Origin of the sequence: Paraburkholderia lebeckiae (assembly GCF_014201005.1) — a bacterium.
GTDB classification, from domain to species: Bacteria; Pseudomonadota; Gammaproteobacteria; order Burkholderiales; family Burkholderiaceae; genus Paraburkholderia; species Paraburkholderia tuberum.
On record NZ_JACHDK010000001.1, the window covers coordinates 636771 to 663337 of the forward strand.

Below are 26567 nucleotides of genomic sequence, written 5' to 3' on the forward strand. Positions count from 1 at the left end.
TTGCTACTGTCGCATCCTGTGAATGTGCCCGACTCCGTGCGGTTTTTCGCGGCCGCAGCGCATTCCGATCATCCGATCATTGAAACCTCGCAACGCTGATTTCGCGAAGCGCTTGCGACAACGAGCGCTCCCGGTGCGCTCGCGACGGCGTGCGTGTGCGCCAGTTCGTGTTGTCTGCCGTTGCTGCCAAGGAGAACCCATTACGATGAATTCGGCGTTTTCGTTTTTGCCAGCGTGGCCGCTTTCGCCCGACGCCATTTTCTGGGCGGGTCTTGCATTGCTTGCCGCCGGTCTGTGCGGCGAGCTTTGTTATCGCGCGTGGCGTTTACCGCGCATTTCCGGCTATGCGGTGATCGGACTCGTGGCCGGCTCGGCAGGCTTTGGCGTGATCGATGCGGATTCCGCGAGCGCCGCGCGGCCGCTGCTCGACGTCGCGCTCGGCCTGTTGCTGTTCGAACTCGGCAGCCGGCTCGATCTGCGCTGGATCCGTCGTAATCCGTGGCTGATTCTGTCGAGCGTCGCCGAAGCCACGCTGACTTTCGTGCTGGTGCTGCCCGTGTTGCTGTTTCTGCACGTGCCGCTGATGGTCGCGACCGTACTCGCCGCGATCGCGATGGCGACATCGCCCGCGATGGTGATCCAGCTCAAAACCGAACTACGCGCGGAAGGCCAGGTCACGCAGCGTCTTCTGACCTTGACCGCGCTGAACAGCATGTACGCGGTCGTGATCGAAAAGCTCGTGTCGAGCTGGCTGCATCAGGAGGTTTACGGCAACGTGTTCGCGACCATCCTGCAGCCGTTGTACCTGCTGGTCGGCTCGCTCGTGCTCGCGTATCTGCTCGCGCGCACCTGCACGTTTTTCTATCGGCGCCTGAACATGCAGGACGAGCATTCGTTCGTGGCGCTGTTCGGTCTCGTGCTGCTCGCGATCGCCATCGCGCATCTGTTCAAGCTGTCGACGATTCTCGCGCTGCTCGCCGCGGGCATCATCGTGAAGAATCACGAAGTGCGTCCGCAGTTGTGGCCAGAGCATTTCGGCACCGCGGGCTGGCTGCTGACGGTGATCCTGTTCGTGTTGACGCTGACGTCGTTCGAATGGAAGCACATCGCGTTGGGCGGACTTGCCGCGCTGGGTCTGATCGTTGCTCGCCTCGTCGCGAAGCTGGTCGGCGTGCTGGCGTTCGCGAAGCCGAGCGGTCTGAACTTGAAGCAGGGCATCGCGCTCGGCCTGTCCTTGTCACCGATGTCGGCGCTCGCGTATCTGCTCGTCGACGACACGTACAACCTGTATCCGAACTTCGATCCGCAGCTGCGCGCAATCGTCATGTGCTCGATTTTCGTGCTGCAGATTCTCGGGCCGTGGCTCGTCTATCGCAGCCTCGCGCTCGTCGCCGAGCGGCGCGAGGGGTAAGCGTGAAACGCGCGTGGGCTGCCATGCGTGTTTCACGAATCCGTCTTTCAATTCCTTCGCCTCAAACGACCTGACTCAGGGGACGCCATGTCACTCGAACCCTTCATCGACTCGAAACCGTTCACGTTCGGTATCGAGCTCGAAATGCAGATCGTCAATACGCACGACTATGATCTGACCAAAGCCGGCACGGATCTGCTGCGCCTCATCAAGGACGAAAAAATCCCCGGCAATATCACGCCGGAAATCACCGAAAGCATGATCGAGCTGTCGACCGGCATCTGCACGTCGCACGAACAGGCGGTCGCCGATCTGCGCAAGATTCGCGACACGCTGGTATCCGCAGCCGATCATCTGAACGTCGGTCTGTGCGGTGGCGGCACCCATGCTTTCCAGCAATGGAGCGAGCGGCAGATCGTCGATACGCCGCGCTTTCAGTATATTTCCGAGCTATACGGCTATCTCGCGAAGCAGTTCACCGTGTTCGGCCAGCACGTGCACATCGGTTGCCCGAATCCGAACAGCGCGCTGTATCTGCTGCATTCGATGTCGCGCTTCATCCCGCATTTCATTGCGCTGTCCGCGTCGTCGCCTTTCGTACAGGGCGTCGATACCGGATTTCATTCGGCACGACTGAATTCCGTGTTCGCGTTTCCGCTGTCGGGCCGCGCGCCGTTCGTGCTGACGTGGGACAGCTTCGAGGAGTATTTCTCGAAGATGGTCCACACGGGCGTGGTCAACAGCATGAAGGATTTCTACTGGGACATCCGTCCGAAGCCGGGCTTCGGCACGATTGAGGTCCGCGTGATGGATACGCCGTTTTCGGTGGATCGCGCCGCGGCGATCGCCTGCTACATCCAGACGCTCGCGCGTCATTTGTTGCTCGATAAGCCGATCATGCCGCAGGAAGACGACTATCTGGTCTACACGTTCAACCGTTTCGAAGCCTGCCGCTTCGGACTCGGTGGCACCTGCATCAATCCGCAAACCGGTGAACGCAAGACGATTTCCGAAGATATTCTCGAAACGCTCGAACAGATCCGACCGCATGCTGAAGCGCTCGGCTCGGTGAATGCGCTGGCCGAAGTCGGCGCGATCGCGCGCGGTCAGGTCAACGACGCGACGTGGCTGCGCAGTGTGTTTGCGCAGGAAAAGTCCTTGCACGAAGCGGTACGCCAGCAGTGTCTGCAGTGGCGCGCCTAGTCGCGAAGAGCTTCATGAAACCGTTTGCGTGCGCCAGGTAGGCGACGTTCCGACGAAACCCGCCGCGTGCGGGTTTTTTTTTGGTAAGAAAATTTTTATGAGTTTTCGCGCGCGCAACCCTTCAGATTTTTCGAAAGTTTACGTATACCAGCGTAGTAGTCGTAAGCAGGCATTGCCAAAGGCTGTGGACAACTGAATAATTTCCTGCAAAGTCAATGCGCTGGGGAAATGATAACTGGGCTCTAAAACGGGCTCCGGCTACGCCTGGCAAGCGCAACCGAGGAAACGTTCAACACGCTGCAAATGCTTGTTGCAAAACGGTACACAGGCTGTCCAAACGTTTTCCCCTGCTTATCCACAGCTCGCGTTGGATAAGTTAGCTGTACGATTAGCCGCTGTCGCATAGAATATCGTTTTTCGCCGCCTTCGGCTTCCAAGACGGTGTATTTTTGAGATAGTACAAACGGTTTCATCCGCGGTTGGACGAAGCTACCCCACACACGCAACGGGTGTACCCCGGCAGGCAGCCGCCGGCATTGCACCAAAGCGGTAAATAAACGAATCGAAGATTATGAGCGAAGGCGTATACGGAGAACAGGCTAAGGGGCGAGTGACCCACAGCCTCTTGCGATTGAGCACGGCGATGCGAAGCCAGGCTTGGGAATGGGCGGAAGGCGCGGGCCTTACGCCGACCCAGGGCGAGATCCTCGTGCTGTTGATGCAACGTAAGGGGCCGATGCGTCTCGGCGAAATCGCGCGTGAAACGGCGCTGACCGCCGCGACCACCAGCGATGCGGTCAGCACGCTCGAGACCAAGGGCCTCGTCGAAAAGCGTCGCGCACTCGACGACGGTCGCGCGCTCGCGGTACGTCTGACCTCGCGTGGCCGCACCGCTGCCAAACGCGCCGCGCAATGGCCGGACTTCCTCTCGAAGGCGGTCGGTACGCTGCGTGACGACGAGCAGTCCGTGTTCTATCGCACGCTGCTCAAGACCATCTATCAGCTCGAAGCGCAAAACACGATTCCGTCGCATCGTATGTGCCTGAGCTGCACGCATTTCCAGCCGAGCAAGAATCCGAAGAAGACGCCGCATCACTGCGCGCTGCTCGACCTGAACATGTTGGACACCGATGTGCGTCTCGACTGCTCCGTGCATGAAACGGCGGACGTCGCCACCCAGAAGAAGACCTGGAAGATCTTCGCCCAATAACCGGCGTCTTCCGGGGCAATCCGCTAACAAGGCCGGGCCGGCGACGGCGGGCGGTATGCGCCGCCTGCTTGCCGGCTGGTGCCGTGCAAGGATAAAGTCGTTGGCGGCAAGTCGTTAGTCAACCTGAAGATAGGGCAGGCCGATGAATCGGGAAGTACTCGCGATCCGCCATGTGCACTTCGAGGATCTGGGCAGTCTCGAGCTCGTGCTTGGCGAGCGCGGCCGTCCGGTCCGTTATCTCGACGTGGGCGTCGCCCGTATCGAGGCGCCCAATCCCGTTGCCGCGTCGTTGATGGTCGTGCTGGGCGGCCCCATCAGCGCTACCGACGACGCGCTGTACCCCACGCTCGCACCGCTGCTGTCGTTGATCGAAAAACGCATCGCGGCCTGTCTGCCTACACTCGGTATCTGCCTTGGCGCACAACTGATCGCGCGGGCGCTCGGTGCGCGCGTCTACCCCGCGGCTCAGGCCGAACTCGGCTGGACGCCGCTCAAGCTGACCGATGCCGGCCGCGCCTCGCCGCTGCGTCATCTCGATGGCGCTCATACCTCGATGCTGCATTGGCACGGCGACACTTTCGATCTGCCGGCCAACGCGACCCGTCTGGCATCGACTCCGGCTTGCGAGAATCAGGCCTTCGCATGGGGCGATTATGTCCTGGGTTTGCAGTGTCATCCCGAGATCCGCACCGATCGGTTCGAACCTTGGCTGATAGGGAATGCGAACGAACTCTCGGGCCACGGCATCGACGCGCGTCAGTTGCGCGCCGACACCGGCCGATACGGTCCCGTGCTCGAAGCCGCCGCGTGCCGGATGTTCGGCGAATGGCTCGATCACGTCGAGACGAAAGCCTGAATGGCTAGCCGAATGGCGACGTGAGCGGCCAGCCAGGTGCCACGTTCATGCAGTAAACCACGTGCGGTGCTATGCTCGATCGCTCTCGGGCTTTCACTGGGCGTAATCCATGAGCGCGCTTTTCTCTCCGCTCACGCTGCGTAGCGTGACGCTTCCCAATCGTATCGTCGTCTCCCCAATGTGCCAGTACTCCGCCGAACGCGGCGAAGCGACCGCTTGGCACATGATTCACCTCGGCGGTCTCGCGCTGTCCGGCGCGGGCATGCTGTGCATCGAAGCCACCGCCGTCGAGCCGGACGGGCGCATCACCCCCGGCGATCTCGGCTTGTGGGACGACGCGACCGAAGAGGCGCTCGTGCCGGTGCTGGCAGCGATCCGCAGGCATTCGCACATCATCGTGACGATGCAACTGGCGCACGCGGGCCGCAAGGCATCGAGCCACGTGCCGTGGGAAGGCGGCCAGCTGATTACGGTGTCGCAAGGCGGGTGGCTGCCGCATGCGCCGTCGGCGTTGCCGCACAAGCCGGGCGAGGAGCCGCCGCTCGCGCTCGATGTCGCCGGCCTGAACCGGATTCGCGAGGCGTTCGCCGCGTCCGCGCGGCGCGCCGCGCGTCTTGGCATCGATGCGCTCGAAGTGCATGCCGCGCATGGCTATCTGCTGCATCAGTTCCTGTCGCCGATCGCCAATCAGCGCACCGACGACTACGGCGGCTCGCTCGAAAACCGCATGCGGTTTCCGATCGAAATTTTCGACATCGTGCGTGCCGCATTTCCTGCCGACAAACCGGTTGGCGTGCGCGTGTCGGCGACGGACTGGGTCGAAGGCGGCTGGACGCTCGAAGACACGATCGCGTTTGCACACGAGCTGGAAAAGCGCGGCTGCGACTGGATCGACGTGTCGTCGGGCGGTGTCTCGCCGCTGCAGCGAATTCCGCTCGAGCCGGGCTATCAGATTCCGTTCGCGAAGGCGGTCAAGCACGCAACCGGTCTGACGACGATCGGCGTCGGTCTCATAACCGATCCGCTGCACGCCGAGCAACTGATCGAAGCGGGCGATGCCGATCTGATCGCGCTGGCTCGCGCGCTGCTCTATAACCCGCGCTGGCCGTGGCATGCCGCCGCTAACCTCGGTGCGACCGTCGAAGCGCCGCCGCAGTACTGGCGTTCGCAACCGCGCGAGCACAAAGCGCTGTTCGGCGACATTACGTTCGGTCAACGGTGACGTCCGCCGCGCGTTGAACGAACGCATCGGCTGACGGTTGAAGGAAGCCGTGGACAGCGTGTAGGATGCCGGTTGTGGCGCGGTGCGCGTCGCAAGTCGACGCGGCGCTCGCAGGGCGCCGCGTTTGCTATTCGCGTCAGAAAAAAGCCGCGCGCACGACGCGCCTGACGATTGCCAGATTTGATTCCCCAGTTCTTCACAAGGATTCATTCAATGAATTCACGCAGGATCGCCGTGCGCCGTTCGGGTGTGCACGGCAAAGGCGTGTTTGCTCTCGAACCGATCGCGGCCGGCGAGCGACTGATCGAATACAAGGGCGAGCGGATTACCTGGAAAGAGGCGTTGCGCCGCCATCCGCATAATCCGGCTGAACCGAATCACACGTTTTATTTCGCGCTGGATAACGGCAAGGTCATCGACGGCAAGGTGAACGGCAATAGCGCGCGCTGGATCAATCATTCATGCGCGCCGAACTGCGAAGCCGAGGAAATCGACGGACACGTGTACGTGCATGCGCTGCGCGATATCGCGGAGGGCGAGGAAGTCTTTTACGACTACGGCCTCGTGATCGACGCGCGTCAGACGAAGAAGCTGAAAAAGGAATACGAATGCCGCTGCGGTGCGCGCAAGTGCCGCGGCACGATGCTGGCGCCGCCGCAGAAGGGCAAGGGCGGCGGCAAGTCGGGCAAAGGCGCCGACAAGGGGGAGAAGTCGGGCAAATCGGCGAAGAAATCGAAGAAGAAATGAGCCGCGGGCCGGTGCGCGGCGGTAGCTGTTTGCGCTGATCGAAGCGCTCGGTCGAGCACGGCCGCGGCAGCCCGGCGAGCCCCCACCTTCCTACAAATCGACCGGCGCCGAGTGCGCCGGTTTTTTCGTGGCGCGCCGTGCGTTGGCATCGTTGGCGGTGGCAGCGCCTGCCGACGCACCGGGCGGCAGCAACGGAATCCTGACGATAAAGCGTGCGCCGCCCTCCGGTGCGTCCTCGTAACGCACGCTGCCATGATGCAGCACCATGATGTCGTGGACGATCGCGAGGCCCAGACCCGCGCCGCTGTCGACGCCCGCCTCGGTCTGCCCGTCGCCGCGGAAGAATCGCTTGAACAGATCCGCCTGCTGCGAACGCGGCACGCCCGGGCCGTTGTCTTCGACGACGATCTCGGCCATGCGCAGATCGTCGATCAAGGTCTGCGAAACTGTGACCGTGATACGCCCGCCGTCGGCCCGCGAAGGCGGCACGTACTTCAGCGCGTTATCGAGCAGATTCGCGATCACTTCATGGAGCAGCACAGGGTTGCCGCGCGCCATCAGCGGGTCATCGTTCGACGGATCGTCGAGGCGCTGGAAGCCGAGGTCCACGTGTACCGGTAGCGCGCGCGGCACCCATTCGGCGCCGGTGTCGAACGCGAGCGCGGCCATGTCGACATTGACGAAGCGGGCCGCCTGTTCGCCCGGCTCGGCGCGCGCGAGCGACAGCAATTGATTCGACAGCCGCACGGCGCGATCGGCCGCGGCGCGCAGTTCGCGCACGGCAGCGAGCGTCTGCTGCGGATCGCGCGCGACGACCGCCTGCTCCGCATGCAGCTTCACGGCGGTGAGCGGCGTGCGCAACTGATGCGCGGCATCGGCGATGAATTTACGTTGCGCATCCAGGGCGGCTTTCAGACGATCGAGCAACGCGTTCAGCGCGCCCGTCAGCGGACGGATCTCGACCGGTACATAGGTTTCGTCGACCGGCTCGAGCGACGTGTGCGTTTGCCGGTTCAGCGAATCGGCGAGCGCGGTCAGCGGATTGAGCTGCTGATTGACGACGCGCCACACGATCACCCAGCCGGCTAGCAGCAGCAGCAATAACGGCATCATGATCGCGATGAGGAACTCGGCGGCGATGCGGAAGCGGTGATGCACGGGCTGGCCGACTTCGACGACGATCGGATTACCGCTCGGCTGATCGACGCGCACCTGAGCGACCCGCACGGCCACGCCTTCGTGCTGCGTCTCGAACACGTACGCGTAATGCATGCGGCGCACGTTGGTGCCTTGCAGCGGCAGATTGTGGTCGCCGGCGATTTCGGTGTCGCCGGTGCTGATCCGGTAGACCAGATGTTCGACCGGGTCGGAGAACATCGCCTGCGCGAGCGGTGGCACCGTGATCGGCGCTTCCGGTCCGGCAATCTGGATCTGTTTGGAGATCGCGGTCGCGAGGTCCGCGAGCGAACGGTCGACCACGTGCTGCGTGTACTGCCATGCGAGCCAGTAAGCGATCAGACCGCTCATCAGCGCGAGCAGCGACAGGGGAGCAGCGAGGCGCCGCAGCAGCGTGCGGCGCAGACTATTGGCGGCCGGCTGGTGCATGATCGAACGCGCGGGAAGGTTGTGACTGCGGTGGCAACTGCGGTAGTAATGGCGCGAACCGCCTTGAGACGGTCCGGAGCCCCGCACAACGCGCTGCGGGCACAGCCGATCTGCGGCGCCGCTGCGGCGCCGTCAGGCCGCGACGCAATGCGCGGCCTTCACGACGATTATGCGGCCTGGCGAATTTCCTGCAACAGGTAGCCAAAGCCACGCACGGTGACGATTTCGACACGGCAGCTCTCGAGCTTCTTGCGCACGCGGTGAACGTAGACTTCGATCGCGGTATCACCGAGATCGCCGCCGAAGTGCGTCAGATGATCCTGTAGTTGCGCCTTGCTGACGACGCGGCCGTGACGCAGCAACAGCATTTCGAGCACCGCGAATTCGCGCGGCGACAGTTCGAGCGGTTTGTCGTCGTTGAAGATGCGGCGGTCGACGCCCGACAGCCGCACGCCGCCCAGCGACACTTCCGGACGCGGCATGTCACCGTGCGGACCGCTGCGGCGCATCACCGCGCGAATACGCGCTTCGAGCTCGGCCGGCTCGAACGGCTTCAGCATGTAGTCGTCCGCGCCTGAGTTCAGGCCTTGCACGCGGTCGTTCAGTTCGTCGCGCGCGGTAAGGATGATCACAGGCGTGTGACGGTTGCTCTGGCGGAAACGCGACAGCAGCGTCATGCCGTCGATGCCCGGCAGACCCAGATCGAGGATCACGAGTTCGTGGCGATTTTGCGTGAGGGCCTGCTCGGCAAAGATGCCGTCATGGACCATGTCGACGGTGAAGCCGGCTTGTTCGAGACTGCTTTGGATGCCGCGTGCGATGGGGCGGTCATCTTCGATCAGAAGGAGGCGCATGGATTTCGCTCAAGTACAATGGGTTTAGGCGTTTGGGCAAGCGGTTCGCCGGGGCGCCTGCTACACAGCCAGCGTGCGAAGCGGCGGCAGACGTGCCACGAAGCACCTGTCGAGCCGAATCGAAGCACCGTGCCAGCCATCACGAAGTCATGTCCGAGATCAGCATTCACGAACTGGAAGCCGCGATCAACTTCTGGCGCACCCGCTCACCTTCAAGCGGCGACGAACACGTTCTGTGCAAGGAGGCAAGCGCGCTCTCCAAGCCGTATGCGCTGCTGATTGTACAGCGTCAGCAGTCTCTATCACTCGATCGTTTCGACCCGATTGCAAGGCAGGCCTGGGAAGCTTACGTTCAACTTAAGGATAGCCTGTAGAACTGAAGGTTTGCCTAGGGAATTGCCTGCATTGTCCTTTCAAGGTCGCCTGATTACGCGGAGAGTTATGCATAAACACGCATAAAAGCCCGTAATTATTTGTATTACGTAGTAATACCATCGATGAATGCGGCAAGCGCGATGTCGCGTTCGGTCACGCCGTTCGCTTCATGGGTTGACAGCGTGATGTCGACCTTGTTGTACACGTTGAACCACTCGGGATGGTGGTCCATTTCCTGCGCCTTGATCGCGACGCGCGTCATGAAGCCGAAGGCCTCGTTGAAGTCGGCGAACTCGAACGCGCGGCGAATCGCATCACGCTCAGCCACGCTTTGCCAGCGCTTCAGTTTCGCCAGTTGCTGGGTTCGCTCGTCGGACGTCAGTTTCTGAATCATGGTGTTACCTCGCTCGTCGAACTCGTTCGCCAGCAGGCGGACGAATCCGTCATTTTTTCATGGTTGCGCAACGCTCGCCGCACGCTGGTCCGGATCGGTTTGCGATGGCTTTTCGTTCAAACGTCGCCGCCGGTGTTCCAACCCTCGCGGGTTCCACGCGTAATCACGCAGTCGCCGTCGAACACGTCGCCCGCCGCGTAGGCAGGTGCGCTGGCGAGCTTCGTCAGCAGCGGCGTGAAGTCGGTTTGCGCGACGTGGAAAAGTTGCGCGAAGTCATCGATGACGAAATAGGTTTGTTGGAACGTATCGATGCGATAACGCGTGCGCATCACGCGTTCCAGCGCGAAGCCGAGTCGGTTCGGCGCTGCGCTTCGCTGGCTATGCAGCGTCTCCGCCTTGCTCGAGACGATGCCCGCGCCGTAGATCTTCACGCCGTTCGGACTCGCGTCATCGCGGATCAGCCCGAACTCCACTGTGTACCAATAGAGCCGCGCGAGCAGCGGCAGCGCGCCCGCGTCCTTGGCAGCGAGCGCGGCGCGGCCGTACGCGTGCATGTAGTCCGCGAACACCGGGTCGATCAACAACGGCACATGGCCGAACAGATCGTGAAAACAGTCGGGCTCTTGCAGGTAGTCGAGCTGGTGGGGGCGGCGCATCCACCACGTGACCGGAAAGCGGCGATTCGCCAGATGCTCGAAAAATACCTGATCCGGTACGAGGCCAGGCACCGCGACGATGCGCCAGCCGGTTGCGGGCGTGAGCTTCGCGTTGACGTCTTCAAAGGACGGCACGCGCTCGGACGGCAGGCCGATGCGCTCGACGCCCGCGAGGAATTCATTGCAGGCACGGCCTTCGAGCAAGGCTGTTTGGCGCGCGTACAGTTGTTGCCAGACCGCATGGTCAACCGTGCCGTAGCGCTCAAGCGGCTGATCGATCGTGAAGTCGGCGCGGGTCTCGAGACCGGCGTCGAACTGTTCCTTGAGTTTGGCAGTGCTGGCGGTGGACATGGCGAGGCTGCTGTAAAAAGACGAATTGCATGAAATGGGTGTATGCGAGTGTAGAGCGGAGCACGTGCGGAAGGGGCGCATGTTTCGCGTGTAAGCATTTCGATATGCGATAATCGTGCGTTAAATTGCGGATTAATGCGGGATATCACCATGCTTGAACTCGACCACTTCGATCTCGCGCTGCTCGACGTGCTGCAGCGCTTCGGTCGCGCCACGCATCAGCAGTTGGCGGAACAGGTACCGCTGTCGCCGTCGCAGATCGGGCGACGCCTGCAACGGCTGGAACAGGTCGGTGTGGTGGATGGCTATCGCGTCGTGCTGCGACCCGAAAAGCTTGGGCTCGGCGTCACCGCTTTCACGAGCCTGAAGCTGAAGCATCACGGCGATTCGATCATCGAGCAGTTTCAGCAGCAGATCGACTTGCTGCCCGAAGTGCTCGAATGTCACGCGGTCGTCGGCGATGCCGACTATCTGCTGCGCATCGTCGCGCCGGATCTGAATTACCTGTCGACCTTCGTGATGAAGAAGCTGATGCGCGTGCCGGGTGTCGATAGCGTGCGCTCGAATATCGTGCTGACCACGTTCAAGCGCAACGGGCCGTTGCCGCTCGGGCATCTGGCGCCGGGGGCGGCGGCGGTTTGAGGGTTTGAAGCCGTTGCCGGCAGTGCCGACTGACAGGAAGAGGGAGCCGCGCATGCCGTGCCGCGGCCCCTGCGGTGACGGGATCTTTATGCCGCCCGCTTCGGCTCATCGTCGGCGTTCAGCAAATCGACGTACGCGACCGGCACCAGATCCGCTTCCGATACGCCGAGGCTCTTGAACATCGCTTGTGCTTCCGCGTGGCCGCCTTCTTCATCGTCGTCCTGCGCGAGCACCACTTCGAGTTCGACGAAATCGCCGAGACCGTCGACGCGATCCAGATGAATCCGCGTGCGCCCGCTCAGATATACGTGCCGCTCTTTCGAGACGATGCCGCGCGTGGTCAGCGCGGTCGCGAGCAGCGCATGCATCGCTTCGGGATTCGTCACCGGACTGCGCGTGTAGTACGACGCCTTCGGGCCGTCGCGGTCGTCACGCTGATAGAAGATCAGCTCGGCCGGCGTGCCGTCGTCGAACTGGCGCAGCTTCAGGCGGCCGCGCGGCACGTCGTAGAAAAAGTCCTGCTGGCGGAAGATCAGCGGCGCGTCCGTCGCAAGCTGTGCGGCGCGCTCGCGCAGTTGGTCGAAATGCTGGGCGCGGGCTTTGATTTCGATGTTGCGTGCCATGTCAGGCTCCTGTGGATGGGGGAAGTGACCGGCGGCTCCGGAATTGCTGGTGTTGCCGGGCGGACGCCGCCGGGAAGGACGAAGCCAGGCGGAACGGAAAGCTGCGATGGCGCTGCGCGAGCGCAAACCGACAATCTAGCAAAATCTTCGTGACGGAGCGGTTTCAGCTCGGCGGGCAAGTGGGAGAGGGCGGGCATTAGCGAGACTCATATCGCAACGCGTCAGACCGTCCCCGCTCAAATCGCCCACTGCTGTTCGATCAGCTTCAACGCCGCCGCGATCGCTGGCTCATCCTTGCGCTCGTCGAGCGTGATGAAGCTCAGCTGCGTCGGCACCGTTATGCCATCGACGATCGTCAGCGCGTGCGCATGCGCCTCGGCGATCGCGGTCGCGTCGCGCGCAAGCGTGAGACCGACGCCCGATTTGACCAGATCGAGCATCGACGGCTCCTGGTCCACCTCGGCCACCTTGACCGGCTTCACACCCGCTTCGCCGAAACAGCGCGACAGCAGCCGGTTATGCGCGGACGCCGGCGGCGTCCAGATCCACGGCAGCGCCGCGAGCGAGCGCCAGTCTCGCGCACCCTTCACGCGATCTTTCCAGCCCGCCGGCGCGAGCACGCGATACTGGAAATGCGTGAGCGTGACCGCGTGAAACGTGGCGCCGTCGCGCGTGTCGTCGTCGGCGGGCAGGCCAATGTAATAGCCGACGTCGAGCTCGCCCGCGCAAATCTGTTCGCGCACCCAGCCCGACATGCCGTGGCGCAGCGCGGTTTCGATCTGGGGCCAGGTCTCGACGAGCTGCTTCAGGAAACCGCCGAGGCGCAAAAACTCCGGGTCGAGAATGGTGCCGATGCGCAGACGCCCGCGTACTTCCTGGCGCAGCGTCTGCGCCGCCCGCTGCACGTCGGCTGCCGCGCCGAGTGCGCGTTCGGCATGCGGCAGCAGCGCCTGGCCGTCGCGTGTCAGCGCGAGTCCGTGCGAAGTCCGCGTGAACAGGGTCACGCCGAGCGTCTCCTGCAAGTGCTTGATTTGCAGGCTGACGGCAGGTTGGGTCAGATGCAGTTGCACCGCGGCACGCGTAAGGTTGCCCTCGCGTGCGACAGTGACGAAGGCCCTAAGGAGAGTCAGTTCCATATGCTGATATTAGCGTGGCTTATAGCGCAGTTGAGCATTACTCATTGGATTTGTCGCTCGTAAGGGCCGTACGCTTGTTGTTCAGCACGCTTGTGCGCGCGGCATCGAGCGCGAAGCGGAAGATTTCACAGGAAAGAGGAACGAGATGAGCGAGACATATTCCGACGCAACCGCGCAGGACGAAGCCGCACGCAGCGCGGCGAGTGCACGCGCGCTGAGCCATTTCATCAACGGCAAGACCGTCGAAGGCACGAGCGGACGCTTCGGCGACGTCTTCAATCCGGCGCTCGGCAGCGTCAGCGCGCGCGTGCCGCTCGCGAGCGTCGCCGAGGTGGACGCCGCGGTCGCTGCCGCCAAAGCCGCGTTTCCCGCCTGGAGCGAAACCGCGCCGATCAAACGGGCGCGGGTGCTGTTCAAGTTCAAGGAACTGCTCGACCGTCATCACGATGAGCTCGCGGAACTGATTACGCGCGAGCACGGCAAGGTGTTTTCCGACGCCAAGGGCGAGGTGATGCGCGGCATCGAGATCGTCGAATTCGCGTGCGGCATCCCGAATCTGCTGAAGACCGATTTCACCGATCAGATTGGCGGCGGCATCGACAACTGGAATCTGCGGCAGCCGCTCGGCGTGGTCGCGGGCATCACGCCGTTCAATTTTCCGATGATGGTGCCGTGCTGGATGTTCCCCATCGCGCTCGCGTGCGGCAACACCTTCGTGCTGAAACCGTCCGAACGCGATCCGTCCGCGTCGAACCGGCTCGCCGAACTGCTGAAGGAAGCGGGCCTGCCGGACGGCGTGTTCAACGTCGTGCACGGCGACAAGGTCGCGGTCGACGCGCTGCTCGTGCATCCGGAAGTCAGCGCGCTGTCGTTCGTCGGCTCGACGCCGATCGCCGAATACATCTACACCGAAGGTACGAAGCACGGCAAGCGCGTGCAGGCGTTGGGCGGTGCCAAGAATCACCTCGTCGTAATGCCCGACGCCGATCTCGACCAGGCCGTCGACGCCCTGATCGGCGCCGCCTACGGCTCGGCCGGCGAGCGCTGCATGGCGATTTCGGTGGCGGTCGCGGTGGGGCATATCGCCGACGAGCTGATCGAGCGTCTGGCGCCGCGCGTGAATAGCCTGAAGATCCTCAACGGCATGGAAGCGGCCGCCGAGATGGGGCCGCTCGTCACCGGCGCGCATCGCGACAAGGTGCTCGGCTATATCGACGCCGGCGTCGCCGCGGGCGCGAAGCTCGTCGTCGACGGGCGCGGTCATCAGGTCGCGGGGCACGAGAAGGGTTTCTTCCTCGGCGGCACGCTGTTCGACGACGTGTCGCCCGACATGAAGATCTACCGCGAGGAGATTTTTGGGCCGGTGCTATGCGTCGTGCGCGTGCCCGACTTCGCCTCCGCAGTCGAATTGATCAACGCGAATCAGTTTGCGAACGGCGTGTCGCTGTTCACGTCCGACGGCGGCATTGCACGCGCGTTTTCCCGGCAGATCGAGATCGGCATGGTCGGCATCAACGTGCCGATTCCGGTGCCGATGGCCTGGCATTCGTTCGGCGGCTGGAAGAGGTCTCTGTTCGGCGATCATCATGCGTACGGCGAGGAAGGCGTGCGGTTTTACACGCGCTACAAGAGCATCATGCAGCGCTGGCCTGACAGCATCGCGAAGGGCGCCGAATTCACGATGCCGGTCGCCAAATAAGCTGGCGGCTTTGCGCGGCATCAAGTCGGCAAGCGCGCCAGGAAAACAATAAAAGCGCAATAAAAGCGCTTCGCGGCGCACGCGTGGAAGCGATCCAGCAGCCACGCATGCGCCGCAAAAATGCTTGGGAGACTGAACGATGAGTCATACCGACAGTACGCATCGCGCCGCACGGCGACTCGAAGGCGAGTTCGACTACGTCATCGTCGGCGCGGGTACCGCCGGCTGCGTGCTGGCGAACCGGCTCACCGAAGATCCCGACATCCACGTGCTGCTGCTCGAAGCCGGGGGGAAGGACGACTATCACTGGATTCACGTGCCGGTCGGCTACCTGTATTGCATCGGCAATCCGCGCACGGACTGGCTGTACAAGACCCAGGCCGAGCCGGGTCTGAACGGCCGCACGCTGTCGTATCCGCGCGGGCGTGTGCTCGGCGGCAGTTCGTCGATCAACGGCATGATCTACATGCGCGGTCAGCGGGAAGACTACGACGAGTGGGCGCGTGTGACGAACGACGGCAAGTGGTCCTGGAACGCGGTGCTGCCGGTCTTCAGGCGCAGCGAGGATCACCACGGCGGTGCCAACGAAGCGCACGGCGCGGGCGGACCGTGGCGCGTCGAGAAGCAGCGCCTCAAATGGAAGATTCTCGAAGAGTTCGCGCAAGCCGCGCAGCAAACCGGCATCCCCGCCACCGACGATTTCAATCGCGGCGATAACACCGGTGTCGGCTACTTCGACGTCAACCAGAAGCGTGGCATTCGCTGGAATGCGTCGAAGGCATTTTTGCGGCCCGCGTTGAAGCGGGAGAACCTCACTGTCATCACCGGTGCCCACACGCAGCGTGTCGTGTTCGATGGCCGCCGCTGCACCGAAGTCGAATATCGTGGCGGCGAGGTCGACTATCTCGCCAAAGCGCGTTGTGAAGTGATCCTTTCCGCCGGCGCGGTCAACTCGCCGCAACTGCTCGAATTGTCCGGTGTCGGCAATGGCGCGCGTCTGCAGAATCTCGGCATCGAGGTCGTTCAGGATCTGCGCGGTGTCGGGGAAAATCTGCAGGACCATCTGCAACTGCGCATGGCGTATCGGGTGCAGGGCGTGCGCACGCTGAATACGATGTCCGCGCACTGGTGGGGCAAGCTGATGATCGGCATGCAGTACGCGTTGTTTCAGAGCGGACCGATGTCGATGTCGCCATCGCAACTCGGCGCGTTCGCGAAGTCCGACGCCGACGATCGCTCGCTGTCGCGACCCGATCTCGAGTATCACGTGCAGCCTTTGTCGCTTGATCGCTTCGGGGAACCGCTGCATCGCTTCAATGCGTTCACGGCTTCGGTGTGTCAGCTGCGCCCCACGTCGCGCGGCAGCATTCATATTGCGTCGGCCGATGCTTCCGCACCACCGTTGATCGCGCCGAATTATCTGTCGACCGACTACGATCGCCACGTCGCGGCGAACGCGCTACGTCTGACGCGTCGCATCGTCGCGGCGCCCGCGCTCGCGCGCTATCAGCCGCGGGAGATCCTGCCGGGCCTCCAGTATCAAAGTGAAGAAGAATTGCAGCAGGCCGCGGGCGCGGTCGGCACGACGATCTTCCATCCGGTCGGCACCTGCCGCATGGGCACGACCGACGATCCCGCCGCGGTCGTCGACAACCGGCTACGAGTTATCGGAGTCGAAGGCTTGCGTGTCGTCGATGCGTCGGTGATGCCCAACATCACGTCAGGTAACACCAATTCGCCGACGCTGATGATCGCCGAGCGCGCCAGCGACATGATCCGCGAGGATCGTCGCGCGCGCGTGAGCGGCAGCATGGCCGCGCATACCGGTGTTGACGCGTCGATGTCAGTTGTGTGACATGACTCGGTGAGCGCATCGGTGAGGTTTTCCGCCGCTTACGTGAAGCGTGTGAACCGCGCGTCACATACGCACGGCGCGGGCCTCGTTCCCTAAGTGCAAATCCCAATGATTGCGCTGCATCATTGGCGCGACAATGGCAGCCATGCTGCGTGCCGCGCCATGGCTCACCGTCCGGATTGGTGCAGCACGCCAACGAGTGGCACGGGGTGCCGCAAAAATAACAAGTCGCGCAGAGCTTCGCGCGGAAAGATCGTAGTGCTTCGCCTTACTCCGTATGGAAGGGAACATGATTCTCGGCGATACGATTCTCGAAACGCGCGGCCTCACCCGCGAGTTCAAAGGCTTTGTCGCCGTGAACGGCGTGAACCTGCGCGTGCGCCGTGGCTCGATCCATGCGCTGATCGGCCCCAATGGAGCGGGCAAGACCACCTGCTTCAATCTGCTCACCAAATTTCTCGAACCCACCGCGGGCCAGATCGTTTTCAACGGTGTCGATATCACCGGCGAACGGCCGGCTCAGATCGCGCGGCGCGGCATCATCCGTTCGTTCCAGATTTCCGCGGTATTTCCGCATCTGACGGCATTGCAGAATGTGCGCATCGGCTTGCAGCGCTCGCTCGGCACCGCGTTTCATTTCTGGAGGAGCGAGCGTACGTTGCGCCGTCTGAACGATCGCGCGATGGATCTGCTGACCCAGGTCGGCCTGACCGATTTCGCCGATGTGTTGACGGTCGAGCTCGCCTACGGCCGCAAGCGCGCGCTCGAAATCGCGACCACGCTCGCGATGGAGCCGGAATTGATGCTTCTCGACGAGCCCACGCAAGGCATGGGTCATGAGGACGTCGACCGCGTGACCGCGCTGATCAAGAAAGTGTCGGCCGGCCGCACAATCCTGATGGTCGAACACAATATGAATGTGATCGCCGGTATCTCCGACACGATCACCGTGCTGCAACGGGGTGAAGTGCTCGCCGAGGGCAGCTATGCGGAAGTGTCGAAGAATCCGCTCGTGATGCAAGCCTACATGGGCAGCGCCGACGCGGCGCTGGCCGGAGCCCACGCATGAATACGACGGTCGAGCACGAAGGCCTCGAAGCGAACCAAACGAAAAGCGGCGCACCCGCGCTGGACATCGCGGGACTGCAAGCCTGGTACGGGGAATCCCACATTCTGCACGGCGTCGATCTGGCGGTCGGCCGCGGCGAGGTCGTGACGCTGCTCGGGCGCAATGGCGCGGGCCGCACCACGACGCTACGCGCGATCATGGGCCTCACGGGTCGCCGTACCGGCTCGATCCGTATCGACGGACGCGAAACCGTCGGCTTGCCCACGCATCGCATCGCGCATTGCGGCATCGGCTATTGCCCGGAAGAGCGCGGCATTTTTTCCAGCCTGTCGTGCGAGGAAAATCTGCTGCTGCCGCCGCCCGTCGGCGACAAGGCGCGCATGATGTCGCTCGAGGAAATCTACGCGATGTTCCCGAATCTGCACGAACGGCGCATGAGTCAGGGCACGCGGCTCTCGGGCGGCGAACAACAGATGCTCGCGGTCGCGCGGATTCTGCGCACCGGCGCGAATCTGCTGCTGCTCGACGAAATCTCGGAAGGGCTCGCGCCCGTGATCGTGCAGGCGCTCGCGCGCATGATCGTTACGCTGAAGGCGCGCGGCTACACGATCGTGATGGTCGAGCAGAACTTCCGCTTCGCCGCGCCGCTCGCGGATCGTTTCTATGTGATGGAGCACGGCATGATCGTCGAGCATTTCGGGGCTAGCGAGCTCGAAGGCAAGATGCCGGTGCTGCATGATTTACTGGGCGTATAGACACGGACACACGCGCGCCCGACTGCCTCTGATAACCACAAGCGAAGAACCAGGAGACATGCATGAAAAAGAACCCACTCGCGCGAGTTGCCTCATTCTGTTTCGCGGTCGCCGCCGGCACCGCACTGACGCTGGGCAGCGCGCAAGCGGCCGACGATGCCGTGAAGATCGGCTTCATCACGGACATGTCGGGCCTGTACGCGGATATCGACGGGCAGGGCGGTCTTGAGGCGATCCGGATGGCGGTCGCCGACTTCGGCGGCAAGGTCAACGGCAAGCCGATCACGGTGCTGTACGCGGATCACCAGAACAAGGCGGACATCGCGGCATCGCGCGCTCGCGAGTGGTTCGACCGCGACGGCGTGGACATGGTGATCGGCGGCACGAACTCGGCGACCGCGCTGTCGACTAACACCGTCGCGGGCGAGAAGCACAAGGTCTATATCAGCGTCGGCGCCGGCGCCGATACGTTGACCAACGAGCAATGCACGCCGTACACGATCCACTACGCATACGACACGACCGCGCTCGCGAACGGCACGGGCTCGGCCGTGACGAAGCAGGGCGGCAAGACCTGGTACTTCCTGACGGCAGACTACGCATTCGGCAAGGCGCTCGAAAAAGCGACCGCGGAGGTCGTGAAGGCGAACGGCGGCCAGGTGCTCGGCGAGGTGCGTCATCCGCTGTCGGCGTCGGACTTCTCGTCGTTCCTGCTGCAGGCGCAGGCGTCGAAGGCACAGATCCTCGGCCTCGCGAACGCGGGCGGCGACACGATCAACGCGATCAAGGCCGCAAAGGAATTCGGCATCACCAAGACGATGAAGCTCGCCGCGCTGCTGATGTTCATCAACGACGTGCACAGCCTCGGTCTCGAAACGACGCAAGGTCTGGTGCTGACCGACAGCTGGTACTGGAACAAGGACGCCGACACGCGCAAGTGGTCGCAGCGCTACTTCGACAAGATGAAGAAGATGCCGTCGAGCCTGCAGGCTGCCGACTACTCGGCGGCGATGAACTATCTGAAGGCAGTGCAGGCGGTGGGCTCGACCGATCCGGACAAGGTGATGGCGCAGTTGCACAAGACGAAGATCGACGACTTCTACGCGAAGGGCTACATCCGTCAGGACGGCAGCATGATCCACGACATGTACCTGATGCAGGTGAAGACGCCGGCCGAATCGAAAGAGCCGTGGGATTACTACAAGATCACTGCGACGATTCCGGGCGATCAGGTCTTCACGACCAAGGCGCAGACCCGCTGCGCGCTGTGGAAGTAAGCGCGGCCGCAGTAAGCGGTCGAGGACCGCGCAGACCTGAGAGAACCGCCGGCGGTGCAGGGGCACGCGCTGGCGGCGAACCGTTTCAGATGCCGCACGTGATGGGCAGCGTCGCCGCTCGTCGCGTGCCGGCCGGATCGTGCGTCACCGATCTCACCTTGACGATGGCTTGAAGGGCTAAGGGCTTCAATGGACATCTTTGGCGTTCCGCTACCGGCGATGCTGAGCCAGCTTCTGCTCGGGCTCGTGAACGGCTCGTTCTACGCGATTCTGAGCCTCGGGCTGGCGATTATTTTCGGCCTGCTCAACGTGATCAACTTCGCGCATGGCGCGCTGTTCATGCTCGGGGCGATGCTCGCGTGGATGGGGCTGTCGTATTTCAATCTGCCGTACTGGGTGATGCTCGTGCTCGCGCCGCTGATCGTCGGACTGGTCGGCGTCGCGATCGAGCGCTCGATGCTGCGCTGGCTTTACAAGCTCGATCATCTGTATGGCCTGTTACTGACGTTTGGCCTCACACTCGTGATCGAAGGCGTATTCCATTCGATCTACGGCTCGTCGGGCCAACCGTACGACGTGCCGTCGGCGCTGTCGGGCGCGACCAATCTCGGCTTCATGTATCTGCCGAACTATCGCGCATGGGTGGTGGTCGCGTCGCTGGCCGTGTGCTTTGCGACATGGTTCGTGATCGAGAAGACGCGGCTTGGCGCGTATCTGCGCGCGGGCACCGAAAACCCGAAGCTCGTCGAGGCGTTCGGCGTCAACGTGCCGCTGATGATCACGCTGACCTACGGCTTCGGCGTCGCGCTCGCGGCGTTTGCCGGCGTGCTCGCCGCGCCGGTGATTCAGGTGTCGCCGCTGATGGGCCAGTCGATGATCATCACCGTGTTCGCGGTGGTCGTGATCGGCGGAATGGGCTCGATCATGGGCTCGATTCTGACCGGCCTGATGCTCGGCGTAGTCGAGGGACTCACGCGTGTGTTCTACCCCGAGGCGTCGGCGACCGTCGTCTTCGTGATCATGGCGCTCGTGCTGCTCGTGCGTCCGGCGGGTCTTTTCGGCAGGGAAAAATGATGCAGAGAAAAGTGCTCTACGGTCTGCTGCTGATCGTGCTGCTCGCGGTTCCGGTGCTCGGCATCTATCCGCTCTTCGTGATGAAGGTGCTGTGCTTCGCGCTGTTCGCGGCAGCCTTCAATCTGCTGATCGGCTATACGGGCTTGCTGTCCTTTGGTCATGCGATGTTTCTCGCGTCGGCCGGTTACGTGACCGGCTATGCGATGCAGACGCTCGGTTTTTCGCCGGAGCTCGGCGTGCTGAGCGGCACCGCGGCGGCGACGCTGCTTGGGCTCGTCGTCGGCTTCTTCGCGATTCGCCGTCAGGGTATCTACTTCGCGATGGTGACGCTCGCGCTCGCGCAGATGGTCTACTTCGTGTTCCTGCAGGCGCCGTTCACGCACGGGGAAGACGGTCTCCAAGGCGTGCCGCGCGGCAAGCTGTTCGGCGTGCTCGATCTCTCTTCGGATGTCGCGCTATATTTCGTCGTGCTCGCGGTGATCGTCGCGGCTTTCCTGCTGATCGTGCGGATCGTGCATTCGCCGTTCGGGCAGGTGCTCGTCGCGATCAAGGAAAACGAGCCGCGCGCGGTGTCGCTCGGCTACGACACCGACCGTTTCAAGCTTCTCGCATTCATTCTGTCGGCCGGCATTGCGGGTCTCGCGGGTTCGCTGAAGGTGCTGGTGCAAGGCTTCGAAACGCTCAGCGATGCCTATTGGACGATGTCCGGCCTCGTGATCCTGATGACGCTGGTGGGCGGCATGGGCACGCTGTTCGGGCCGTTGCTCGGCGCCGCGTTGATCGTGTCGCTCGAAGACAGGCTCGGCGATATCGGCGCGGCACTCGCGTCGATGACCGGCATCGACTGGTTCCGCTCGCTCGGCGAATCGGTGACGATCGTCACGGGGCTGATTTTCATCGCGTGTGTGCTGGCGTTCCGGCGCGGCATCGTCGGTGAGATCGTCGCGCGAGTGCGACCGTTGCGGGCTTGAGATCGTCTGTTTGATCCCGGCCGCGTGGTCGCTCGCTTGATGCAGTGCGATACCAAATTGCTTCGACGTCCGATCTAATTGCGGCTCGTGCTGAAGGTCCGCTGGATCAAGGGCTCGGGCGAACCTGCGACAAACCATGTGACGAAATGCGCCCTACATGCCCCAATCCGGTGCCGCAGTGCACCACTAGGGTAATTGCTAGTTGTGACTGCTGGGGTGGTCGTTTAATCTTCACGCAGTTCTGATGCACCCCGAATTTGCAGGTGGAGAACGAGGAGACAATTGAGGCACTCAGTGCCCAGAAGAAAGCGCTGTTGGATTGATATCCAACAGCGCTTTTTTATTTGTGTTTATCGAATTTTTTGACTTGATCTTTGGGCTATTTCGCGCGCCATTTTTTATTCTCCGCGAACCGCTGCATGTAACGTCACAAGCCTGCGAAACGCTTGCAGCACGGCGCTTGCGTCCGCTACACTCGCTATTCACCGACCACTGGGTTGGCAATTAAATCCGCGGATTTAATTGCAATTGAATAACGGGGTTAATAGAGGAGCAGGATGAAGTCGGCATTGCGTTGGATCAGCGCGGCATTGGTCGCCACAGGGGTCTCGGCTGCATGGAGCGGCCATGCATTCGCGGACGTGAAAATCGGCGTCACCGTGTCGGCAACAGGACCGGCCGCATCGCTCGGCATTCCGGAAAAGAACACCATCGGGCTGCTGCCGAAAGAAGTAGCGGGCCAGAAGATCGACTACATCGTCCTCGACGACGCAACCGATTCCACCCAGGCGGTCAAGAACGCCCGCAAGCTCACTAGCGAAGACCACGTCGATGCACTGATCGGCTCGACCGTCGTGCCGAACTCGCTCGCCATGATCGACGTCGCCGCCGAAACCTCGACGCCGATGATCTCTCTGGCCGCGGCTGCGGGCATCGTCGAGCCGATGGACGCGAAGCGTGGATGGGTCTTCAAAACGCCGCAAAACGACATTCTGATGGCCACGGCGATCGCGCAGCACATGGCCAATCACGGCGTGAAAACGGTCGCGTTCATCGGCTTTTCCGACGCGTACGGCGAGAGCTGGTTCAAGGAATTCAGCAAAGCCGCCGACCTCGCGAAGATCAAGATCGTCGCGAACGAGCGCTTCGCGCGCAACGATGCATCGGTCACGGGCCAGGTGCTGAAGGTGATGTCGCAGAACCCGGACGCGGTGCTGATCGCCGGTGCGGGCACGCCGGCCGCGCTGCCGCAGAAAACGCTGAAGGAGCGCGGCTACAAGGGCAAGTACTATCAGACGCACGGCGTCGCGAACAACGACTTCCTGCGCGTGTGCGGCAAGGATTGCGAAGGCACATGGCTGCCCGCTGGCCCGCTGCTGGTCGCCGAGCAACTGCCCGAGGCGAATCCGGTGAAGAAGAGCGCGCTCGCGTACAAGCATGCGTATGAAACGGCGTATGGCGCGGGGACGGTGTCGACGTTTGGCGGTCACGCGTGGGACGCGGGTCTGCTGCTGCAGCATGCGGTCCCGCTCGCGTTGAAGAAGGGGCAGCCAGGCACGCCGGCATTCCGCGAGGCGCTGCGTGCCGCGCTCGAAGGCACGAAAGATCTGTCCGCGTCGCATGGCATCTTCAACATGAGCGCGAACGACCATGCCGGTCTCGATCAGCGGGCGCGCGTGATGGTGCAGATCGTCGACGGCAAGTGGAAGCTCGCCGGCGACTGAGCGAAGGCTCTGCGCCACGGGACCTCATCGAAAAAGACGCGTGCAGTTGACGCGTCTTTTTTATTACCCGGGCCGGGTGTCTGCATCGCGCAAAAATGTGGTTTCGCTGCTTCAGGACAAACCCGCATTTGGCGCACGCTCTCTTGACCGTCGATAATGCAGAACGCAAACTACTAACATATTAGTGGTCTATGAAATGCCTGATTGGAATAAAGCCGCGGCACAGAAACGGGGCGTATGACGCGAATGCGCACTCGCGCGACACGAAAGAGGAGCGGTACCCAACGCAGCGGGGGAAGCTATGCGTGCCGAGCAGGGAAAACCATGCTTGGCACACCTGAACCCGCTCACTAGATTCAAACACCCGGCCGAGCAAGCCGGTTTATAGATAGGCGCTTTTCAAAGCGTTTGGAGACTCGCAATGAAAAAGACACGGCATTGGGTGCGCACCGGCATCGCGATCGCGCTGATGTGCGGCGCGGGGGCTGCATTCGCGCAGGTGAAGATCGGCGTCACGTTGTCGACGACGGGGCCGGCCGCGTCGCTCGGGATTCCTGAAAAGAACACGATCGCGTTGCTGCCGAAGGAGATCGGCGGCAAGAGCGTGCAGTACATCATCCTCGACGACGGGTCGGACACCAGCAAGGCCGTGCAGAACACGCGCAAGCTGATCGACGAAGACCGCGTCGACGCGATCATCGGCTCGACCGTCACGCCGAATTCGCTCGCGATGCTCGATCCGGCCGCTGAGGGCAAGACACCGGTGATCTCGCTCGCGGCATCGGCCGCGATCATCCAGCCGATGGATGCGAAGCGCGCATGGGCATTCAAACCGCCTCAGAACGACAGTCTGATGGCCGACGCGATCGCCGATTACATGCAGCATCACGGCGTGAAGACGGTCGGCTTCATCGGATTCTCGGACGCATACGGCGACAGCTGGAACACGACGTTCGACGCCGCCGCGAAAGCGCACAACCTGAAGATCGTGTCGAACGAGCGCTTCAACCGCACCGATGCATCGGTGACGGGCCAGGTGCTGAAGACGATGGGCGCGAATCCCGACGCGGTGCTGATCGCGGGCTCGGGCACGCCGTCGGCGCTGCCGGCCAAGACGCTGAAGGAGCGTGGCTACAAGGGCAAGATCTATCAGACTCACGGGGTCGCGAACAACGACTTCCTGCGTGTGTGCGGCAAGGATTGCGAAGGCGAACTGCTGCCGGCCGGTCCGATTCTCGTCGTCGATCAATTGCCGGATTCGAACCCGGTGAAGAAGTCGTCGGAAGCTTATAAGAACGCCTATGAGAAGGCTTATGGCGCGGGTTCGGTCGCGACCTTCGGCGGCCACGCATGGGATGCCGGCCAGATGTTGCAAGCTGCGATTCCGGTCGCGCTGAAGACCGCCCAGCCGGGCACGCCGGAGTTCCGCGTGGCGCTGCGCAACGCGCTCGAAAACATCAAGGAGCTGCCAGTGTCGCACGGCATCATGAACACCACCGCGAACGACCACAACGGCCTCGACCAGCGCGCACGCGTGATCGTGCAGATCGTCGACGGCAAGTGGAAGTTGCAGAACAACTAAGACTATTTACACAAACATGTAGCGGTACGCGCCTCTCGCGCAATCATGCGGTGCATGACGCCGCATTGCCATTGTGTTCGACGACAATGGCATCGACCGCCGCGCCGCGTCCCGGCGCGGCGGTTGTCTTTTCAGACATGCAGATCGATGGCCGGCTTCGCACCGCGCCGTCGCGACCGTTTCCCGGTTTTTCGATTTCGACGCTTCAGGACGAGGAAGTATGGATCTATCAATTGCGGCGATCCTCGCGCAGGACGGCATCACGACCGGCGCGATCTACGCGCTGCTCGCGCTTGCGCTGGTGCTGGTGTTTTCCGTGACGCGGGTGATCTTCATCCCACAAGGGGAGTTCGTTTCGTACGGTGCGTTGACGCTCGCCGCACTGCAAACGCAGAAGTTTCCGGCCACGTGCTGGCTGTTGATGGCGATGGGCGCGGCATGCTTCGTCGTCGAGACGGCGGCCGTGTTGCGGCATGCTGAGCGGCGTCGTCACGCGGCGCGCACGCTGCCCGTGCTGGCGGGGAAGTACCTGCTGTTTCCGATCGCGGTCTACGCGCTCACGCACGGCATCTTCCTGCAGCCGCTGCCGATGATCGTGCAGATCGCGCTGACGCTGCTGATCGTGATTCCGATGGGTCCGTTCGTGTATCGCCTTGCCTACGAGCCGATCGCGGAGGCGACCACGCTGGTGCTGTTGATCATCGCGGTGGCCGTGCATTTCGCGATGGTCGGTCTCGGCCTCGTGATGTTCGGCGCCGAAGGCTCCCGCACCAACGCGTTTTCCGATGCGACGTTCAACATCGGCACGTTGTCGATCTCCGGCCAGAGCCTGTGGGTAATCGGCACCGCGGTCGTGCTGATCGGCGCGCTGTATCTGTACTTCGATCGCTCGATCTCGGGCAAGGCGTTGCGCGCGACGTCGGTGAACCGGCTCGGCGCGCGGCTTGTCGGCATCGGCACGACGCAGGCGGGACGTCTCGCGTTCACGCTTGCGGCGGGGCTCGGCGCACTGTGCGGCATCCTCGTCGCACCGCTCACGACGATCTACTACGACTCGGGCTTCCTGATCGGTTTGAAGGGCTTCGTGGGCGCGATCATCGGCGGTCTGGTCAGCTATCCGCTGGCGGCGGCCGGCTCGATTCTCGTTGGTCTGCTGGAGTCGTATTCGTCGTTCTGGGCTAGTGCTTATAAGGAAGTGATCGTATTCACGTTAATCATCCCGGTGCTGTTGTGGCGTAGTCTTGCGAGCCCGCACTCCGAAGAGGAAGAGGAGTGA

At 62.6% G+C, this 26567-nt stretch carries 24 protein-coding genes; 18 read left to right on the forward strand and 6 right to left on the reverse strand.

All coding sequences use genetic code 11. The features are described 5' to 3' along the window. Positions 1-205: 205 nt before the first annotated feature. The 6 genes from HDG39_RS02840 (at position 206) to HDG39_RS02865 (ending at position 6649) form a co-directional block, all read left to right on the forward strand. Positions 206-1411: a cation:proton antiporter gene (locus HDG39_RS02840; RefSeq protein ID WP_184003046.1), complete on the forward strand. Its 1206-nt coding sequence runs from the start codon at positions 206-208 to the stop codon at positions 1409-1411. 87 nt (positions 1412-1498) lie between these two features. Continuing rightward, positions 1499-2614, forward strand: coding sequence for a YbdK family carboxylate-amine ligase (locus HDG39_RS02845; RefSeq protein WP_184003048.1), 1116 nt, complete (start codon positions 1499-1501; stop codon positions 2612-2614). A gap of 571 nt (positions 2615-3185) precedes the next feature. Further along, complete coding sequence (locus HDG39_RS02850) at positions 3186-3824, forward strand: MarR family winged helix-turn-helix transcriptional regulator (protein ID WP_026225525.1); 639 nt, start codon at positions 3186-3188, stop codon at positions 3822-3824. A 142-nt stretch (positions 3825-3966) separates the two neighbouring features. Beyond that, entirely contained in the window at positions 3967-4680 is a 714-nt protein-coding gene (locus HDG39_RS02855) for a glutamine amidotransferase (protein WP_184003050.1), read from the forward strand. Positions 4681-4789: 109 nt separating this feature from the next. Continuing rightward, a complete protein-coding gene (locus HDG39_RS02860; protein ID WP_184003052.1) occupies positions 4790-5902 on the forward strand; it encodes an NADH:flavin oxidoreductase/NADH oxidase in 1113 nt (370 codons plus the stop codon). A 213-nt stretch (positions 5903-6115) separates the two neighbouring features. After that, positions 6116-6649: an SET domain-containing protein gene (locus HDG39_RS02865; RefSeq protein WP_184003054.1), complete on the forward strand. Its 534-nt coding sequence runs from the start codon at positions 6116-6118 to the stop codon at positions 6647-6649. A gap of 90 nt (positions 6650-6739) precedes the next feature. On the opposite strand, the gene HDG39_RS02870 is transcribed toward HDG39_RS02865, so the two are convergent. Further along, positions 6740-8254, reverse strand: a complete 1515-nt coding sequence (locus tag HDG39_RS02870) for a sensor histidine kinase (RefSeq protein ID WP_184003056.1) — start codon at positions 8252-8254, stop codon at positions 6740-6742. A gap of 167 nt (positions 8255-8421) precedes the next feature. Beyond that, entirely contained in the window at positions 8422-9108 is a 687-nt protein-coding gene (locus HDG39_RS02875) for a response regulator (RefSeq protein ID WP_184003058.1), read from the reverse strand. Positions 9109-9257: 149 nt separating this feature from the next. Here HDG39_RS02875 and HDG39_RS02880 point away from each other — a divergent pair, with 149 nt between their 5' ends. Beyond that, a complete protein-coding gene (locus HDG39_RS02880) occupies positions 9258-9482 on the forward strand; it encodes a DUF3717 domain-containing protein (protein ID WP_018418880.1) in 225 nt (74 codons plus the stop codon). Positions 9483-9586: 104 nt separating this feature from the next. Here the strand turns inward: HDG39_RS02880 and HDG39_RS02885 are convergent, their stop codons facing one another. Both HDG39_RS02885 and phhA read right to left on the reverse strand, forming a co-directional pair. After that, positions 9587-9877, reverse strand: a complete 291-nt coding sequence (locus tag HDG39_RS02885; protein ID WP_184003060.1) for a 4a-hydroxytetrahydrobiopterin dehydratase — start codon at positions 9875-9877, stop codon at positions 9587-9589. Between the two features lie 116 nt (positions 9878-9993). Continuing rightward, positions 9994-10884, reverse strand: coding sequence for a phenylalanine 4-monooxygenase (gene phhA, locus HDG39_RS02890; RefSeq protein WP_184003062.1), 891 nt, complete (start codon positions 10882-10884; stop codon positions 9994-9996). A 150-nt stretch (positions 10885-11034) separates the two neighbouring features. Between phhA and HDG39_RS02895 the strand changes: the two genes are divergently transcribed. Beyond that, a complete protein-coding gene (locus HDG39_RS02895) occupies positions 11035-11526 on the forward strand; it encodes an Lrp/AsnC family transcriptional regulator (protein ID WP_090805519.1) in 492 nt (163 codons plus the stop codon). A gap of 86 nt (positions 11527-11612) precedes the next feature. Here HDG39_RS02895 and HDG39_RS02900 read toward each other — a convergent pair whose 3' ends face one another. Beyond that, the gene (locus HDG39_RS02900; RefSeq protein ID WP_018418876.1) at positions 11613-12149 is read right to left on the reverse strand and encodes a class IV adenylate cyclase; all 537 of its coding nucleotides are present in this window, start codon (positions 12147-12149) and stop codon (positions 11613-11615) included. 236 nt (positions 12150-12385) lie between these two features. Further along, positions 12386-13285, reverse strand: coding sequence for a LysR family transcriptional regulator (locus tag HDG39_RS02905; protein WP_184003064.1), 900 nt, complete (start codon positions 13283-13285; stop codon positions 12386-12388). 145 nt (positions 13286-13430) lie between these two features. Here HDG39_RS02905 and HDG39_RS02910 point away from each other — a divergent pair, with 145 nt between their 5' ends. From HDG39_RS02910 to HDG39_RS02955, 10 genes are all read left to right on the forward strand, one after another. Continuing rightward, a complete protein-coding gene (locus tag HDG39_RS02910; RefSeq protein ID WP_260327492.1) occupies positions 13431-14984 on the forward strand; it encodes a CoA-acylating methylmalonate-semialdehyde dehydrogenase in 1554 nt (517 codons plus the stop codon). 139 nt (positions 14985-15123) lie between these two features. Further along, a complete protein-coding gene (locus tag HDG39_RS02915) occupies positions 15124-16839 on the forward strand; it encodes a GMC family oxidoreductase (protein WP_184003066.1) in 1716 nt (571 codons plus the stop codon). Positions 16840-17128: 289 nt separating this feature from the next. Then, entirely contained in the window at positions 17129-17908 is a 780-nt protein-coding gene (locus HDG39_RS02920) for an ABC transporter ATP-binding protein (RefSeq protein WP_184003068.1), read from the forward strand. After that, positions 17905-18663 carry an ABC transporter ATP-binding protein gene (locus HDG39_RS02925; RefSeq protein ID WP_184003070.1) on the forward strand — a complete coding sequence of 253 codons (759 nt, stop codon included), beginning with the start codon at positions 17905-17907 and terminating at the stop codon, positions 18661-18663. Before HDG39_RS02920 ends, HDG39_RS02925 begins: the two co-directional genes overlap by 4 nt. Before the next feature lie 62 nt (positions 18664-18725). Further along, positions 18726-19940 (forward strand): ABC transporter substrate-binding protein, encoded by a 1215-nt coding sequence (locus HDG39_RS02930; RefSeq protein WP_184003072.1) that lies wholly within the window; start codon positions 18726-18728, stop codon positions 19938-19940. 189 nt (positions 19941-20129) lie between these two features. After that, positions 20130-21014, forward strand: coding sequence for a branched-chain amino acid ABC transporter permease (locus tag HDG39_RS02935; protein ID WP_184003074.1), 885 nt, complete (start codon positions 20130-20132; stop codon positions 21012-21014). Further along, complete coding sequence (locus HDG39_RS02940; protein ID WP_018418868.1) at positions 21014-21985, forward strand: branched-chain amino acid ABC transporter permease; 972 nt, start codon at positions 21014-21016, stop codon at positions 21983-21985. Before HDG39_RS02935 ends, HDG39_RS02940 begins: the two co-directional genes overlap by 1 nt. A 557-nt stretch (positions 21986-22542) precedes the next feature. Beyond that, a complete protein-coding gene (locus tag HDG39_RS02945) occupies positions 22543-23709 on the forward strand; it encodes an ABC transporter substrate-binding protein (protein WP_184003076.1) in 1167 nt (388 codons plus the stop codon). Between the two features lie 421 nt (positions 23710-24130). After that, on the forward strand, positions 24131-25291 hold the full coding sequence (locus HDG39_RS02950) for an ABC transporter substrate-binding protein (protein ID WP_184003078.1): 1161 nt from the start codon (positions 24131-24133) through the stop codon (positions 25289-25291). Between the two features lie 220 nt (positions 25292-25511). Continuing rightward, complete coding sequence (locus HDG39_RS02955) at positions 25512-26567, forward strand: branched-chain amino acid ABC transporter permease (RefSeq protein ID WP_184003080.1); 1056 nt, start codon at positions 25512-25514, stop codon at positions 26565-26567.